The sequence below is a fragment of the Winogradskyella litorisediminis genome (assembly GCF_042675765.1).
GTDB lineage: Bacteria > Bacteroidota > Bacteroidia > Flavobacteriales > Flavobacteriaceae > Winogradskyella > Winogradskyella litorisediminis.
The window spans coordinates 1,372,802-1,386,881 of the sequence record NZ_JBHTJL010000009.1; the positions used below are offsets into that span (position 1 = coordinate 1,372,802).

The 14,080-nt window shown below is 32.6% G+C and carries 14 protein-coding genes; 11 read left to right on the forward strand and 3 right to left on the reverse strand.

The window, feature by feature from the left end:
• The first annotated feature begins 3 nt into the window (after window positions 1-3).
• From ACFQ1Q_RS08480 to ACFQ1Q_RS08505, 6 genes are all read left to right on the forward strand, one after another.
• A complete protein-coding gene (locus ACFQ1Q_RS08480) occupies window positions 4-957 on the forward strand; it encodes a hypothetical protein (RefSeq protein WP_386129902.1) in 954 nt (317 codons plus the stop codon).
• Between the two features lie 5 nt (window positions 958-962).
• Window positions 963-1,379 carry a hypothetical protein gene (locus tag ACFQ1Q_RS08485; RefSeq protein ID WP_386129904.1) on the forward strand — a complete coding sequence of 139 codons (417 nt, stop codon included), beginning with the start codon at window positions 963-965 and terminating at the stop codon, window positions 1,377-1,379.
• 54 nt (window positions 1,380-1,433) lie between these two features.
• Window positions 1,434-2,156, forward strand: coding sequence for a DUF6498-containing protein (locus tag ACFQ1Q_RS08490; RefSeq protein ID WP_386129906.1), 723 nt, complete (start codon window positions 1,434-1,436; stop codon window positions 2,154-2,156).
• A gap of 88 nt (window positions 2,157-2,244) precedes the next feature.
• Window positions 2,245-4,140, forward strand: a complete 1,896-nt coding sequence (locus tag ACFQ1Q_RS08495; RefSeq protein WP_386129908.1) for an outer membrane protein assembly factor BamB family protein — start codon at window positions 2,245-2,247, stop codon at window positions 4,138-4,140.
• A 131-nt stretch (window positions 4,141-4,271) separates the two neighbouring features.
• Window positions 4,272-6,218 carry a tetratricopeptide repeat-containing sensor histidine kinase gene (locus ACFQ1Q_RS08500; protein WP_386129910.1) on the forward strand — a complete coding sequence of 649 codons (1,947 nt, stop codon included), beginning with the start codon at window positions 4,272-4,274 and terminating at the stop codon, window positions 6,216-6,218.
• Window positions 6,215-6,865 (forward strand): response regulator transcription factor, encoded by a 651-nt coding sequence (locus ACFQ1Q_RS08505; RefSeq protein WP_386129912.1) that lies wholly within the window; start codon window positions 6,215-6,217, stop codon window positions 6,863-6,865. Before ACFQ1Q_RS08500 ends, ACFQ1Q_RS08505 begins: the two co-directional genes overlap by 4 nt.
• Here ACFQ1Q_RS08505 and coaD read toward each other — a convergent pair.
• Together coaD and ACFQ1Q_RS08515 are read right to left on the reverse strand one after the other, a co-directional pair.
• Window positions 6,858-7,313: a pantetheine-phosphate adenylyltransferase gene (coaD, locus tag ACFQ1Q_RS08510; RefSeq protein ID WP_386129914.1), complete on the reverse strand. Its 456-nt coding sequence runs from the start codon at window positions 7,311-7,313 to the stop codon at window positions 6,858-6,860. The two genes, ACFQ1Q_RS08505 and coaD, sit on opposite strands and share 8 nt — an antisense overlap.
• A 14-nt stretch (window positions 7,314-7,327) precedes the next feature.
• Window positions 7,328-8,305, reverse strand: a complete 978-nt coding sequence (locus tag ACFQ1Q_RS08515) for a D-alanine--D-alanine ligase (RefSeq protein ID WP_386129916.1) — start codon at window positions 8,303-8,305, stop codon at window positions 7,328-7,330.
• 157 nt (window positions 8,306-8,462) lie between these two features.
• Between ACFQ1Q_RS08515 and ACFQ1Q_RS08520 the strand changes: the two genes are divergently transcribed.
• The 5 genes from ACFQ1Q_RS08520 to ACFQ1Q_RS08540 all read left to right on the forward strand — a co-directional run bounded on the left by ACFQ1Q_RS08520 (window position 8,463) and on the right by ACFQ1Q_RS08540 (window position 12,853).
• Window positions 8,463-9,023, forward strand: coding sequence for a PASTA domain-containing protein (locus ACFQ1Q_RS08520; RefSeq protein ID WP_386129918.1), 561 nt, complete (start codon window positions 8,463-8,465; stop codon window positions 9,021-9,023).
• A gap of 3 nt (window positions 9,024-9,026) precedes the next feature.
• Window positions 9,027-10,058 carry an RluA family pseudouridine synthase gene (locus ACFQ1Q_RS08525; RefSeq protein ID WP_386129920.1) on the forward strand — a complete coding sequence of 344 codons (1,032 nt, stop codon included), beginning with the start codon at window positions 9,027-9,029 and terminating at the stop codon, window positions 10,056-10,058.
• A 354-nt stretch (window positions 10,059-10,412) separates the two neighbouring features.
• Window positions 10,413-11,171: a peroxide stress protein YaaA gene (gene yaaA, locus ACFQ1Q_RS08530; RefSeq protein ID WP_386129921.1), complete on the forward strand. Its 759-nt coding sequence runs from the start codon at window positions 10,413-10,415 to the stop codon at window positions 11,169-11,171.
• 30 nt (window positions 11,172-11,201) lie between these two features.
• The gene (locus ACFQ1Q_RS08535) at window positions 11,202-11,927 is read left to right on the forward strand and encodes a hypothetical protein (protein ID WP_386129923.1); all 726 of its coding nucleotides are present in this window, start codon (window positions 11,202-11,204) and stop codon (window positions 11,925-11,927) included.
• 122 nt (window positions 11,928-12,049) lie between these two features.
• Window positions 12,050-12,853 carry a tryptophan-rich sensory protein gene (locus tag ACFQ1Q_RS08540; RefSeq protein WP_386129925.1) on the forward strand — a complete coding sequence of 268 codons (804 nt, stop codon included), beginning with the start codon at window positions 12,050-12,052 and terminating at the stop codon, window positions 12,851-12,853.
• Here the strand turns inward: ACFQ1Q_RS08540 and ACFQ1Q_RS08545 are convergent.
• Entirely contained in the window at window positions 12,850-13,938 is a 1,089-nt protein-coding gene (locus ACFQ1Q_RS08545) for a hypothetical protein (protein ID WP_386129927.1), read from the reverse strand. The two genes, ACFQ1Q_RS08540 and ACFQ1Q_RS08545, sit on opposite strands and share 4 nt — an antisense overlap.
• Window positions 13,939-14,080 lie beyond the last annotated feature (142 nt).

Below are 14,080 nucleotides of genomic sequence, written 5' to 3' on the forward strand. Positions count from 1 at the left end.
CATATGAAAATCTATATAGAATCTATCTTAAAAAGAAATAGTATGAAGTATAGCATCATAGTTCTATTTATATCAATGAGCTTGTGTCTTCAAGCCCAAAATCCAAACTGGACTGTAAATGAAAATAACTATGAGCATACGATGACTTTTGTAGCTTTTTTAAATATTGACGGTACGGAACTATCTAGTACTAATGATGAACTTGCTGTATTTGTTGGTACTGAAATTAGAGGTGTTACAAATCTCGTATACGTTTCAAGTGTAGATAGATACCTTGCATACTTAACTGCGTTCTCTAACACTAATGGCGAGACTTTGAGCTTTAAAGTTTATGACTCTCAAAATGATAATGTTAGAGACATTACCACAACAGAAATATTTCAAATTAATTCTCATATGGGTGACGTATTTCAGGCAGTAAGTGTTTCAGACCCAGTTTTAAGTAATTCTGCTGATATTTTAACTTTTGAATTTGATGGCGTCATAGCCATTGACAATGTATTATCAGATGGTGTTATTACTATTGCAGTCGACCAGAGTCAAGATGTAACTGCACTAACTCCGGTTTTTACAACCTCAGTAGGTTCTCAATTGTTTTTAGGAACAATCGAACAGATTTCAGGAAGTACAAACCAAAATTTTACAAATACTATTACGTATCGTGTTCGTTCCGAAGATAACTCGGTTTTAAAGGATTGGACAATTATAGTCAATAGAGTAGATACAGACCTGCAATATTTTAGAAAAGATGCAACTTGTTACGAAAACGGTGCAATACGTATAGAAACGACTGAAAGTTTCACAGTACCAGTAGAACTGCTTTTTAATAATACGTTGGTCTCATCACAATTCTTTGCAAATGGTCAAGTTCTTTTTAATGGGTTAGAAGCAAATATCTATCAAGTAAGAATTGGGAGTATTGTAAAAAATATAGAAGTTAATCTAAGAACAAATTAGAAGCTATGAAAAATTTTAAAAATTTTAGGATAAAAAAAGTCGTTTTAATATTTGTTTTGTTTGTTGTTTTAGGATGTTCTGGAGATGATGATGCACCTGAACAACCAGTAATTAATGTTACAAATCTAAGAGTATTAGCTCAAGACGGGTTTAATGTTGGTGTTGGAAGTTGTATAAATCCAAATGAAAATTATTTAGTAGAAATTACCATTTCAACTCAAAATAGTGTGCAGCTAATAGAACCTGTTGTAGTAAGCTATACAGTTAACGGTAATACATCTAGTGTAACATTTACCGAAATTGGAATAAAAACTATACCAGTTAATTTTGTTACTGGAGAAAATGTTGTAGAGCTTGTGGATTCAGGTGATTCTGTAACTTTAAATGTTATTGCGCCAACTCAATTTGAGTTAATACCGTAAAATCTACGACATTTTACGTAGTTAAAAATTTAGGCCATTGTGTAATTTTATATAATGCTTAAAAGTATTTTTATACCAAACAAAATTAATAGTTACGCTTGGGTCAATTTGCTGTTTATCATCTTTTTGGTAGCAGTTGATAAAATTGAAGCGCACGCTGTATTATTTGGTTATTTTTTAGAGACTATAATTATTGGTGTATTCAATATCTTCAAAATGTATTTATGTAGAAATACGTATAGTGAAGACATTGAGAAAAACGATAGCATTTGGTTTTTAATCCCATTTTTTGTGGTTCATTATGGTGGCTTTGTAGCCATTCAATCTATATTTCTCTTTGCGATTTTTTCAATTTCAGGCAATGGTTTTATTAAAGAGCCTTTTAACTTAATAGATAATTTTAATGCACTACTTCAATTAGAAGGCATGTTGTTAATGCTGTTAGTTTTAACTGTTAGTCAATTGCTGAAGTTTTATTTCGACTTTTTAAAAACTGAAAAATTCCATCAATTTACAGCAAACGAAGTGATGTTTAAACCTTATCTACGTATTTTCATTCAACAATTTGTAGTTATAATTGGTAGTTTTTTTATGATGCTTTCAAGCGCGCCAGTTTTTGCCGCCATATTACTGATTCTATTTCGTTTTGTTGTCGATTTTCTTCTGGTTGCTATTAGAGAAAATTCCAGAGTTTTGGATTATCTCGTTGATAAATTGTACGATGGAAAGGTTGATAAGCCAATTATACGCAAGCAACTGATATTGTTTTCAGAATAAATTTAAAACTTATACGTAATTTATCGTATGGTGTTGTAACTGTCTATTTTTCAAATTTGTGATGTTATTAATTTTAAACCATTCAATAATGAAAAATTCACTTCAAAAACCTATAGCATTAATAGCATTTATGCTTTTTGCATTTACAAATAATGCTGTTGCACAACGTGCTGAAACTCCAGATTTTCAATACGATTTAGGCGCAAAAATTAACGAGATGCGTATTACACCAGCAGGTACAATGGTTGTTGCTACAAATGATGGTTTAGTTGGTGTAAAACCAGGACAGAACGAACTGCTTTTCAATTTTACAGATTACGGTCGTGTAAAACCAGAAGAATTGACCTATGTTCCTGATTCACCATACGTTATCGTTGGACAAACAGGTTTTGCTAATGTAACCTCTAAAAAAGCAGTAATAGATTATGTCTCAGGTAAAGTACTGTTTACTACAGAGTCAAAAGGTTGGAAAAGTGTAACATCTTGCGACGCTATGATTCCTCAAAACAAATTAGTGGTAAGTGGTTTGCAAAAAGGCGGTGATAAAAAAGGCGGTTCAGTCACTCCAAAAGTTGCTGTTTACGATTTGGGAACTGGAGAACTCGACTATTCTTTTTACCTAGTTGAACCTGGAAAAGTTACGATGAAATATTTTGCCGTGACAGGAACGCCACTACTGCTGAAAGACAAATTGCTAATCCCAACTAGCCAAGGAATTTTAGCCAAATCTAAAGACGGAAAAACGCTTTGGGAAAATAAAGTGAAAAACATCAATTGGATGATAACTGATGAAACCGAGCAAGAAATCTATGCTTTTGCAGCTTCAGCTAATTTGCAAAACGAAAAAATTTACAGAATCAATGCCAATGGACAACCTGCCTGGGATGATGAGCGCAAGGTTAAAGGAAAGGTGTCTAACTTTCAAATTTTACCACAAGGAATCGCTGTAGTTAGCAACGTTGCAGACCAAGGGAAAAAGGGCTTGAGTGCCATAGGTCAAGCAAAAGCACAATCTAATATTTACATGTTAAATCGTGCTGATGGCGAAGATTTATGGAAAAAAGCTCCAAAAACAAAAGGATACGTTCAGCATTTTTATGTGATGGATGATGGTATTTTATTCGGAATTAGAGAAGGCGGAATTAACAAAATTTCTTTTGATGGAAATACGCTTTTCAAAAAACCATTAAAAACTGGCCCAAATATTTTAACAATGGCAGAAACACCTCAGGGTCTTTTATATATAACATCTTCTGATGCGAATATTGTAGATTTAAAGACAGGAAGTCAAGTTTGGAAAAAGCCATTGAAATATAAAAAGGCGAGTGCTGTAAGTTCTGTTTATGACGAAAAAAATGATAGATATTTAATTTCTGCAGATGAAAATTTGATAAGCCTAAATGCTAATGACGGTACATCTGAAATTCTAGCAGAGTCTGATTTTGAAGGTAAAGAAGACCCAACAAGTGTTGAAATTAGAGATGGCGGAATTTTACTCACCTCAAGCCAGAATATGCGTATGCTTAATTGGGAAGGAGACAAAAGTTGGCATGAGTATCGTCGTGCGCCAGGAAAAAGTGCCTTTGGAGCTATCTTGGCAGGTGTTACTGCTGTAGCATCAACAACCATGGCTATGAGCGCAGCTGCAAGAGCAGGCGCAAACCGAAATACTTTAGGTCGTTATAACAGTTACGGTGCAGAGATGGATAGAGCAGCAACTATGTTTTCAAACATCGGTACAGCATCATTTAATGAGATGGCAAAACGTTTTAAAGCAACTTCGGCAACTAAAGATTCTCGTTTTGTGTTGACAAAATTAGATGAAGGTGTTGGACTTGTAAAGCTGAATAAAGATACAGGTGCAGAAGAAAAACAAATCATTTTAAAAGATAAAAAACCAGAATATCAAGTCGATGGTTTTGGTGGAATTTTATACTACAAAGCCAACGATAAAACAATTTACGCATACGATTTAAAAAAGTAGTTTAGTTTGTTAGTTAAACTTGGGATTGGGCACATCTTTGGGGGAAGATGTGCTTCAATCTCTTTTAAAAATTAGATATGGTAAAGTCAATAGTTTCATTTATTTTTATGAGAATTCCTAACAATTTCAATATGAAAAAGATACTGCTTTTTTTAGCGTTGACTTTGCCGTTATTAGTGGTTTCACAGAATTTAGATAGTCTTTACCAAGAGGCTAAAAAGATTAAGAATGATTCTACAAAACTATTTAAATACAATGCCATCGCTTTTAAATCTATTTTTAGCAATCCAGATAATGCTATAAAAATTATAAATGAAGGTAAAGCTATAGCTAAAGAAAAAAACGAAAATTACGGACTTACAATTCTTACTAATACTCAGGGTATATATTATGATGTTACTGGAAAATCTGATTCTGCAAAAGTGTACTTTAAAAAAGCATTAAAGCTGAGTCAAGATTTTGGTTTTGAAGACGTGGCTGCTCGCTGCGTCAATAATTTAGGAATGGCCAATTGGAATTCAGGTGACTTTCAAACAGCATTAAATTATTTTTTTGAATCGCTAAAGATGGATGATGCCAAAGGCAATAGAAAATCTTCTGCATCTTCCCTAAACAACATTGGCTTGATTTATCAAGAAATGGGTCTCAATGAAAAAGCTTTAGAATATCACGACCGTGCGCTAAAAATTCGACGAGAATTTAATATGAAAAATGCACAAATCGCCTCTTATAATAATATAGGAATCAACCTAAAAGAAATTAATAGACTTGACGAAGCAGAAGAAGCCTACGAGAAAGGTGTTGCACTTGCAAAAGCAGAAAACAACCTACTTGAATATTATAGGTTGCTAGAAAATTTAGCAAATGTTTACAACCTTCAAGATAAAAGTGATTTAGCTTTAAAAACATATCTTGAAATTATAAACCGGCCAAAAACAGAAGGTTCTGATAAAACACTTTTTTCAGTTTATAATAATATTACAGATTTATATAACGGACGTAACGAGCCAAAAAAGGCCATGATTTATATAAAAAAAGCATTAGAATTATTAAAACAATACCCGAGTTTAGAAAATTCAGTATCAGATTTTTATTTAAACAGTGCCGAAACTAATTTTCGCTTACAAAATTATAATATTGCACGCTCTCAGAAAAAGCTTTATGTTCAATTAAAAGACTCTATATTTTCAAATGAAATGGCAAAATCTATGGCAGATTTTGAAGTTAAATATGAAACCGAAAAGAAAGAACGCCAAATCCTTGAGCAACGTGCAAAAATTGCTGAGAATGAAGTTGTTATACAGAAACGAAATTATCAAATTTACGGAGCTTTGGCATTAGCTTTAATTTTAGCAATATTAGGCTATTTGTTTTATAACCAGCAACGTCTTAAAAACCAGCAACTCGAGAAGGAAAACCAACTTCGAGATGCTTTGGTAAAAATTGAAACTCAAAATAAATTACAAGAACAGCGTCTTCGGATTTCAAGAGATTTGCACGATAATATTGGCGCGCAACTTACATTTATTATTTCATCAATAGATAATCTTAAGTACGGTTTTAATATTGATGACAAAAAATTGAACAGCAAATTAGAAACCATTAGTAGTTTTGCTTCAAGTACAATTCGCGAGCTTCGTGACACCATTTGGGCAATGAATAAAGACAGAATTTCTTTTGAAGATTTACAAATTAGAATTTCAAATTTTATTGATAAAGCCAATCTTTCAGATGCTGATATTGCGTTTTCATTTACAGTTGATAATTCGGTTGATACTTCAAAATCATTTACATCTGTTGAAGGCATGAATATCTATCGCGTTATTCAAGAAGCCATTAATAATAGCCTAAAATACGCTAAGGCCTCTGAAATTAGAGTGGAATTTTTTGAAGAAAATTCAAATTTGAAACTTGAAATTTCAGATAATGGAAATGGTTTTGATGTCGAAAAGACCACAGAAGGCAATGGATTAAACAATATGAAAAAACGTGCCGAAGAAATTAATGCCAATCTAACTATAAAGTCAGCTCCTGCAAATGGTACTCAAATTTCTTTAACTATAAATAAAAAATCATGAAAACGCGATTGGCTATAGCAGATGATAACTCTTTTTTAATCTCAGCAGTTAAAGAAAAGCTCTCATTTTTTGATGATTTAGAGGTCCGATTTACGGGTCTAAATGGCCAAGAAATAGTTGATAAGCTTAAAGATAACTCAAACATCGACCTTATTTTAATGGACATTGAAATGCCAAACATGAATGGTATTGAAGCAACACAAGTCATCAAGCAAAAATATCCTCAAATAAAGATTATTATGCTCACCGTTTTTGACAATGACGAAAATATATTTAATGCTATAAAGGCTGGCGCTGATGGTTATTTGTTGAAAGAAATCAATGCAGGTGACTTACACTCTGGAATTGTAGAAACCTTAAATGGTGGCGCAGCTATGAACCCATCAATAGCTTTAAAGACATTGAAACTATTGCGTAATCCAAGTTCAATAGAAAATATTTCAGAACAAGAAGAAATTAAACTTACTAAGCGCGAAATTGATGTTTTAGAACAATTAGGCAAAGGCTTGAGTTACAATAAAATTGCAGATAATTTAATTTTATCTACAGGTACAATCCGTAAGCACATCGAAAATATTTACCGCAAACTCCAGGTGCATAATAAGCTAGAAGCTGTGCAAAAGGCACGACGTAATAATCTTATTTAACTCTTACACTCTTAGGAACAAGTAAAGTATAGTCGCCATTATTTCTTATAACGTCTCGAACAATAGACGATGAAATATAAGAGGTTTTGGCGGCTGTTAATAAAAATACGGTTTCAATTTTAGATAGCTTTCGATTGGTATGCGCAATGGCTTTTTCAAATTCAAAATCGGCTGGATTTCTCAAACCACGAAGAATAAATTTAGCATTAATTTCCTTACAATAATCTACTGTTAAACCTCCATAAGTAGTGACTTTTACTTTTGGGTCATTCTCAAAAGCTTTTTCGATAAACGCTTTACGTTCTTCAAGAGAGAACATGTATTTTTTATCGGCATTGATACCTATAGAAACTACAACTTCATCAAAGAGTTTTATACCTCGTTTAATGATATCGTAATGTCCATTTGTTATTGGGTCAAATGACCCTGGGAAAAGTGCACGTTTCATAAATTCAAATGTAATTAATAATAATTGATTGCCTCTTCAATAGCATTACTAAACAAATCTTGCAAAGAAATCCCAGCTTCCTTTGCCTGTTGCGGTAAAATGCTTTCTTTGGTTAAGCCAGGAACAGTATTCATTTCTAAAAGATAAGGTTCGTCATTTTTAAAGATGAATTCACTACGGCTAAAACCCTTCATTTTCAAAAGCTCGTATATTTTTTTGGCCTCGGTTTTTACTTTGGTTTCGTAATCTTTTGAAATTCTTGCAGGTGTAATTTCTTGAGATTTACCTTCGTATTTAGCTTGGTAGTCAAAAAAGTCATTTTCAGAAACTATCTCTGTTATTGGTAAGACTTTTGTGTCACCTTTATAAGAAATGACGCCTACAGAAACTTCAACACCATCAAGAAACTGCTCAATAATAATTTCGTTGTCTTCTTTAAAAGACGTTCCAATTGCCGCCTGTAAATCTTCTTTTTTATATACTTTAGAAATCCCAAAACTACTTCCTGCTTTGTTTGCCTTTACAAAACACGGTAATCCGACTTTTGCAACAATAGCATCTTCGTCAATAGCATCACCAAGATTTAGATAGTAGCTTTCGGCTGTTTTTATTCCGAACGGTTTTAAAGTTGCCAAAAAATCACGTTTATTAAACGTTAATGCGGCTTGATACATGCTACAGCTTGTATGTGGAATACCTAACAACTCAAAATAACCTTGCATAAAACCGTCTTCACCTGGCGAACCGTGAATAGCATTAAACACGCAATCAAATGTTACTTTTTTGCCTTCAACTTCAACAGAAAAATCATCTTTATTTATTGGAGTTTCGTTTTCAGTTTCATCAACATACACCCATTTTTCTTTAAAAATATGAATACGATGTGGTATATATTTAGTTCGGTCTAAAGTTTCAAAAACCACAGCACCACTTTTTAGCGAAATCTTAAATTCGCTAGAGTAGCCACCCATTATAATTGCAATGTTTTTCAACGTAATAAACTTTTGAAATTGTTGTTATGTAAATGTATTAATAAATTTATTTTAGTAGCTAAAATCGATTTGTAATTTACTACCGTATATAAAAAAGTAAATTGCTTTAATCTAAATAGTGGCATTTTCCTTAGTTTTGTCAACAACAACCACGCATATGAGTATTGTAAAATTTTTAACGAGCAAAACCTTTTTTAAACATTTGGCTTTAGCTGTTATAGCAATTGTAATATTTTGTTTTTTGTTATTAAAGTGGCTAGATAGCACCACGAATAATGGCGAATTTATTACGGTGCCAGACCTAAAAGGCAAGTCTTTAGAAACCGTACAGATAGAATTAGAAGATTTAGATTTAGTGATGCAGATTCAAGATTCCGCAAATTATAATCCTAATTATCCAAAATTTTCTGTTATAGAACAAGACCCAAATGCAGGAAAAAATGTCAAAGAAAATCGTAAAATATACCTTACTTTAAATCCTTCTGGTTACAGAAAAGTAGCTTTACCAAATATTATGCGTCGTACTTTTAGACAAGCTAAGCCAACGTTAGAAGCTTTAGGTCTCGAGGTTGGTAATAAAACATACATTGACAATATTGGTAAAGATGTGGTTTTAGGCATAAAGCACAACGGAAAAAATGTTAAACCTGGCGATAAATTTCCATTAAAAACCAAAATAGATTTGGTATTGGGCAACGGCAACCGCTCATCTAATTAAGTTATGGATACAACACCAGAATTGCCGCCCAATAATGAGCTTTACGAACATCATAAATTTGTTGTAGAAAAAGGCCAACAACCACTGCGTATCGATAAATACTTAATGAATTTTGTCGAAAACGCTACAAGAAATAAAATCCAAGCCGCTGCAAAAGAAGGTGCCATTTTTGTTAACGATACGCCTGTAAAAGCAAATTATAAGGTAAAACCAAATGATGTTATTCGCGTAAAATTTCAACATCCACCACACGAACATTTGTTGGTTGGCGAAGATTTACCATTAGATATCGTTTACGAAGATGACGATTTGTTGGTCGTTAACAAACCTGCTGGCATGGTCGTGCATCCAGGTCACGGCAACTATTCGGGAACGCTCATAAATGCACTTATTTTTCATTTTGAAAATTTACCAAAAAATTCAAGCGATAGACCAGGTTTAGTGCATCGTATTGATAAAGATACCAGCGGACTTTTGGTTGTTGCCAAAACTGAAATTGCTATGGCGCATTTGTCACAGCAATTCAAAGACAAAACTAGCGAGCGCGAATATATTGCCATAGTTTGGGGAAATATTACTGAAGACCAAGGTACAATAGAAGGAAATATTGGACGCCATCCCAAAAACAGATTACAAAATACCGTTTTTGAAGGTGATGATGCCTACAAGGGCAAGCCAGCCGTGACGCATTACAAAGTTTTAGAGCGCTTGGGTTACGTTACGCTCGTTTCATGTAAGCTAGAAACTGGGCGTACGCACCAAATACGTGTTCATATGAAACACATTGGTCATACGCTTTTTAATGACGAGCGTTATGGCGGAGAACGCGTTTTAAAAGGTACAACATTTACCAAGTACAAACAATTTGTAGAGAATGCTTTTAAAGTATTGCCTCGTCAAGCTTTACACGCTAAAACCTTAGGTTTTGAGCATCCAAAAACTGGAGAATTTCTGCGCTTTTCGACCGAAATCCCAGAAGACATGAAGCAATGCATTGCAAAGTGGAAACACTACGCCAAGCACGCGACAGATTAATTTGTTTTCTTTTTGGGCGTTCCCAAGACATGCCAAAGGCATCGTCTTCGTCAGGCTATCCACTATATCTTTTTATGCGTGCCTTATAAAAAGGATGCCGTTTCTATCCTTAACGCGGGCTTTCTAGATGTTTTTTAATTCAAGGTTATGTTTTTTTGAAACTCATTTGTCGCACTGAGCGCAGTTGAAGTGTCAATTCAAAATCTTTTTGTTTCAAAAATGAATAATAAAAAACATCAATAACAATATCGTAAAATCTTCTTAAAGCCATAAGTACAAACAAACTTCAAATCGTATCTTTGAGATATAATTTTAAATGTTGAATTTTCCTTTTGGGGAAATTAAAAGGGGCTCATGAAACTTGTATTATCACCAGCTAAGTCTTTAGATTTCGAAAGTAAACTACCAACACCAAAAACAACAGAAAGCTGTTTTTTGGCAGAGGCAGAGCGCATCAATAAATTACTAAAAAAAAAATCGCCAAAAGCCTTATCAGAGCTTATGCATATTTCAGATAATTTGGCAGAATTAAATTATGAGCGCAATCAAGATTGGGAATTACCTTTTACAAACGCTAATGCACGACCAGCAATTTATGCATTTAATGGTGATGTGTACCGTGGAATTGATGCTTATACAATCGATACTAAAAAATTAGATAAAGTTGAAGATACTGTGCGAATCATTTCAGGATTATACGGTATTTTAAAACCATTAGATTTAATTCAACCATATCGTTTAGAAATGGGAACAAAATTCCCTGTCGGAAAAAACAAAAACCTCTACGAATTCTGGCGCAAAAAAGTCACACAATCGTTAAACGACGAACTTAAAGACGATGAGTTATTCCTAAACTTAGCCAGTAACGAATATTTTAAAGCCATTGACACCAAAGCTTTAAAAGTACCAGTCATTAATGTTAATTTTAAAGAATTCAAGAACGGCAAGTATAAAACTATTGCTATTTACGCAAAACTAGCACGCGGATTAATGACAAGATACATTATCGATACCGATGCAAAAAAATTAGATGATGTCAAGAATTTCAATTTAGACAATTACGGTTTCAGTGAAGAGTTGTCTTCGGAAAAAGAATTGGTGTTTACGAGATAGTTTTTATCTTTAAGTATCATAATTATTTAGATGCTTCAATATTATCTTGTTATTGCGGTAAAAGTGTTCTGCTTTTATCATATTTATAAAAATCACAAACCGTATTATTGGTTCTTTGTGGTTTTATTTATTCCTATTTTTGGCGCGATTTTTTATATCATCACACAGGTATTAACTAGTAGAGATGTCAATACCATTAAAAAGGAAATTACGTCTGTTGTCAATCCGACCAAGAAAATAAAAGACCTTGAAAAGAAGATTGAGTTTGTAGATACGTATGCAAACCGAATGGATTTGGCAGATGCATATTTCGAGATTAAAGCGTATCAGAATGCCATTTTAAATTACGAAATCACGTTAAAAGATAAATCGCAAAATGGTTTGTATGCACATCAGCAATTGGTGTTGTGCTATTTTCAAATTAACGACTTTGAAAAAGTCATTTCCCATGTAAATGAAATAAAAAATAAGCCGGAATTTAAAGGCTCAAAACAGCAATTTTGTTATGGTTTAGCATTAAGAGAACAAGACGATTTAGATGCTGCTGAAACTCAATTGAAAGCCATTGATAGACCATATTCTAATTATAGCGAACGTTTGGAATTAGCAAAATTTTATCTAGATAACGATAGTCGTAACAAAGGCAAAGAAATTTTAGAAGACATCAGCGCCGAAGCGCAGCACATGACCAAACCCAATCGGAAATTATTCCGACAAACCATTGTTGAGGTTGAGCAGTTGTTAAAAACGCTTTGATTTACATAATTAGCTTTTTTGTAATCCCAAACTTAACTTAAAAGCATTTTTTGATATTCCGTAAAATTGTCATTCAACATTACAGTCATTTCTTTCGTAACTTCGATTTCAAATTATTCAAGATGAAAAAAGTTCTACAAATTACAAATGGAGTAGCGTTTGTTTCTACCGTATTTATCAATTACTTATCTAATACTGGTGTATTAAATAACACAACAATTGGCGAGGTTTCTGATAGCTATAAATCTCTGTTTACGCCAGCTGGTTATACCTTTGCCATTTGGGGTATTATTTATCTAATGTTGGCAGGTTTTGTTTTTTATCAAGGGCGTAGTTTATTTGTAAACGTACGTAAAAACGATTTTGTAATAGACACAGGTTGGTGGTTTGTAGCAAGCTGTGTATTTAATTCTGCTTGGGTATTTGCATGGATATATGAGTTCACTGCTGTGTCTTGCATCTTCATTTTTTTGTTGCTCATTTCTTTATTAAAAATCATATGGAACAATAGAATGGAGCTTGATGATGAGCCGATTTCAACCATTGTTTTTCTTTGGTGGCCATTTGTAATTTATGCTGGTTGGGTAACAGTGGCAAGTATTGCTAATGTTTCTACATATCTATTAAAAATAGATTGGAATGGTTTAGGATTATCACCAGAAACCTGGACAATAATAATGGTTATTATAGCTACATTTATAAATTTACTTGCTGTTTGGAAACGAAATCTTCGCGAATTTGCTGCTGTTGGTATTTGGGCACTTTTAGGGATTGCTAATGCCAATGCCGATACAAATACAACTATAGAAAATACTTGTTATGGTGCTGCTATTATTTTATTTTTTACTGTAATGATTCACGGTTACAAAAACAGAAGAACTAATCCTTTTTTTAAATTTTTAGAATGGAGAGCAGCTAAAAATTAGTCTTTGTAATACGAAATTTCTATTAGTGTTTCTTTATCTAAAACAAAAGTTTCACCAAGTTTGTAATACGATTTTATAGAAATAGGATTTTTGAACTTGTCAAAAATATATTCATATTTTAAAATTAATTCTGCGTTATTTGGTTTAGGAAATTTACCAAGTATCGTCATGGAATTTGGTTGATAGCTGATGTTGTAATTTTCTAAAATAGCTTCAGATTTAATATCTGAAAGTGTAAAACTTTTTATTTTCGATTTTTCATTGTATTGAAATTCGCCTTTTAAATTTTTTCTATTAACTTTTAATTCCTTAAAGTTTGATAGTATTTGTTTTTCCAAATTAATATCTGCTTTTAAACTGTCTGTAGAATAACTTCTAAGTGTATATAAATAGTTTTCTAGATGGTTCTTGAGGTTATATTGATACTCTATTTTTTGATAATTAAATATATCTTCCCAAATTTCAAAACTTTCCTTTTCAGATATTTTTTTTTCTTTATAAGTTGCTATTTCTGCATTATTCATTGTTTTTGCAGCAGCAATAGCGTTATTGTTTTCATCTTCTAAAATATCAAAATTGTACGCATAACGTTTTATTAATTTTCCATTAGCGTTATATTTAAAAACGTTTTCGATTTGATAGTAATTTTCTGCGTTTTCAACATATTTTATCAGCTTTCCTGATTTATAAATATAGTCTTTATAAGTGGTTTCGTCTTCTATAATTTTAATCCTTAATCCACCGTTAATAGAGTCTTTGTACTGAATTGGAGGTGAACTAAAATCATCAAATTTTTCATTATTATGAATGTAATAATGCTCCGTTATACTTTTATTTCGGTCAAAAATTGTGACTTCAGTTTCGGTAACATTAACTCTATTGTTTTTATAGATGTTATAGGTTCTTTTAACTGATTTAATTTTTCCGTTATTAAACTTAGGAAATTTTATTTTTTGCTCTTCTAGAAGGTTGTAAAAATTCTTTTCGGGAGCTTCAATTTCTGGAAGCCTAATGTTTTGAGCATCTATAATATTAAACATGCCTATTGATGTGCAAAGAAGAACAAAAAGCAATTGGGTTTTCATAGTGAGGTTTAAAATCAAACGCCTTTATCGTAAGATTGTTATAAAGCAAAATTACGCTAAGTTTTTATAATCTCTGTAATTATGTTTTTTACGATAAAATAGCGGTACATTCGCCAAAAATTAAAAGGAGTGACCTAAATAC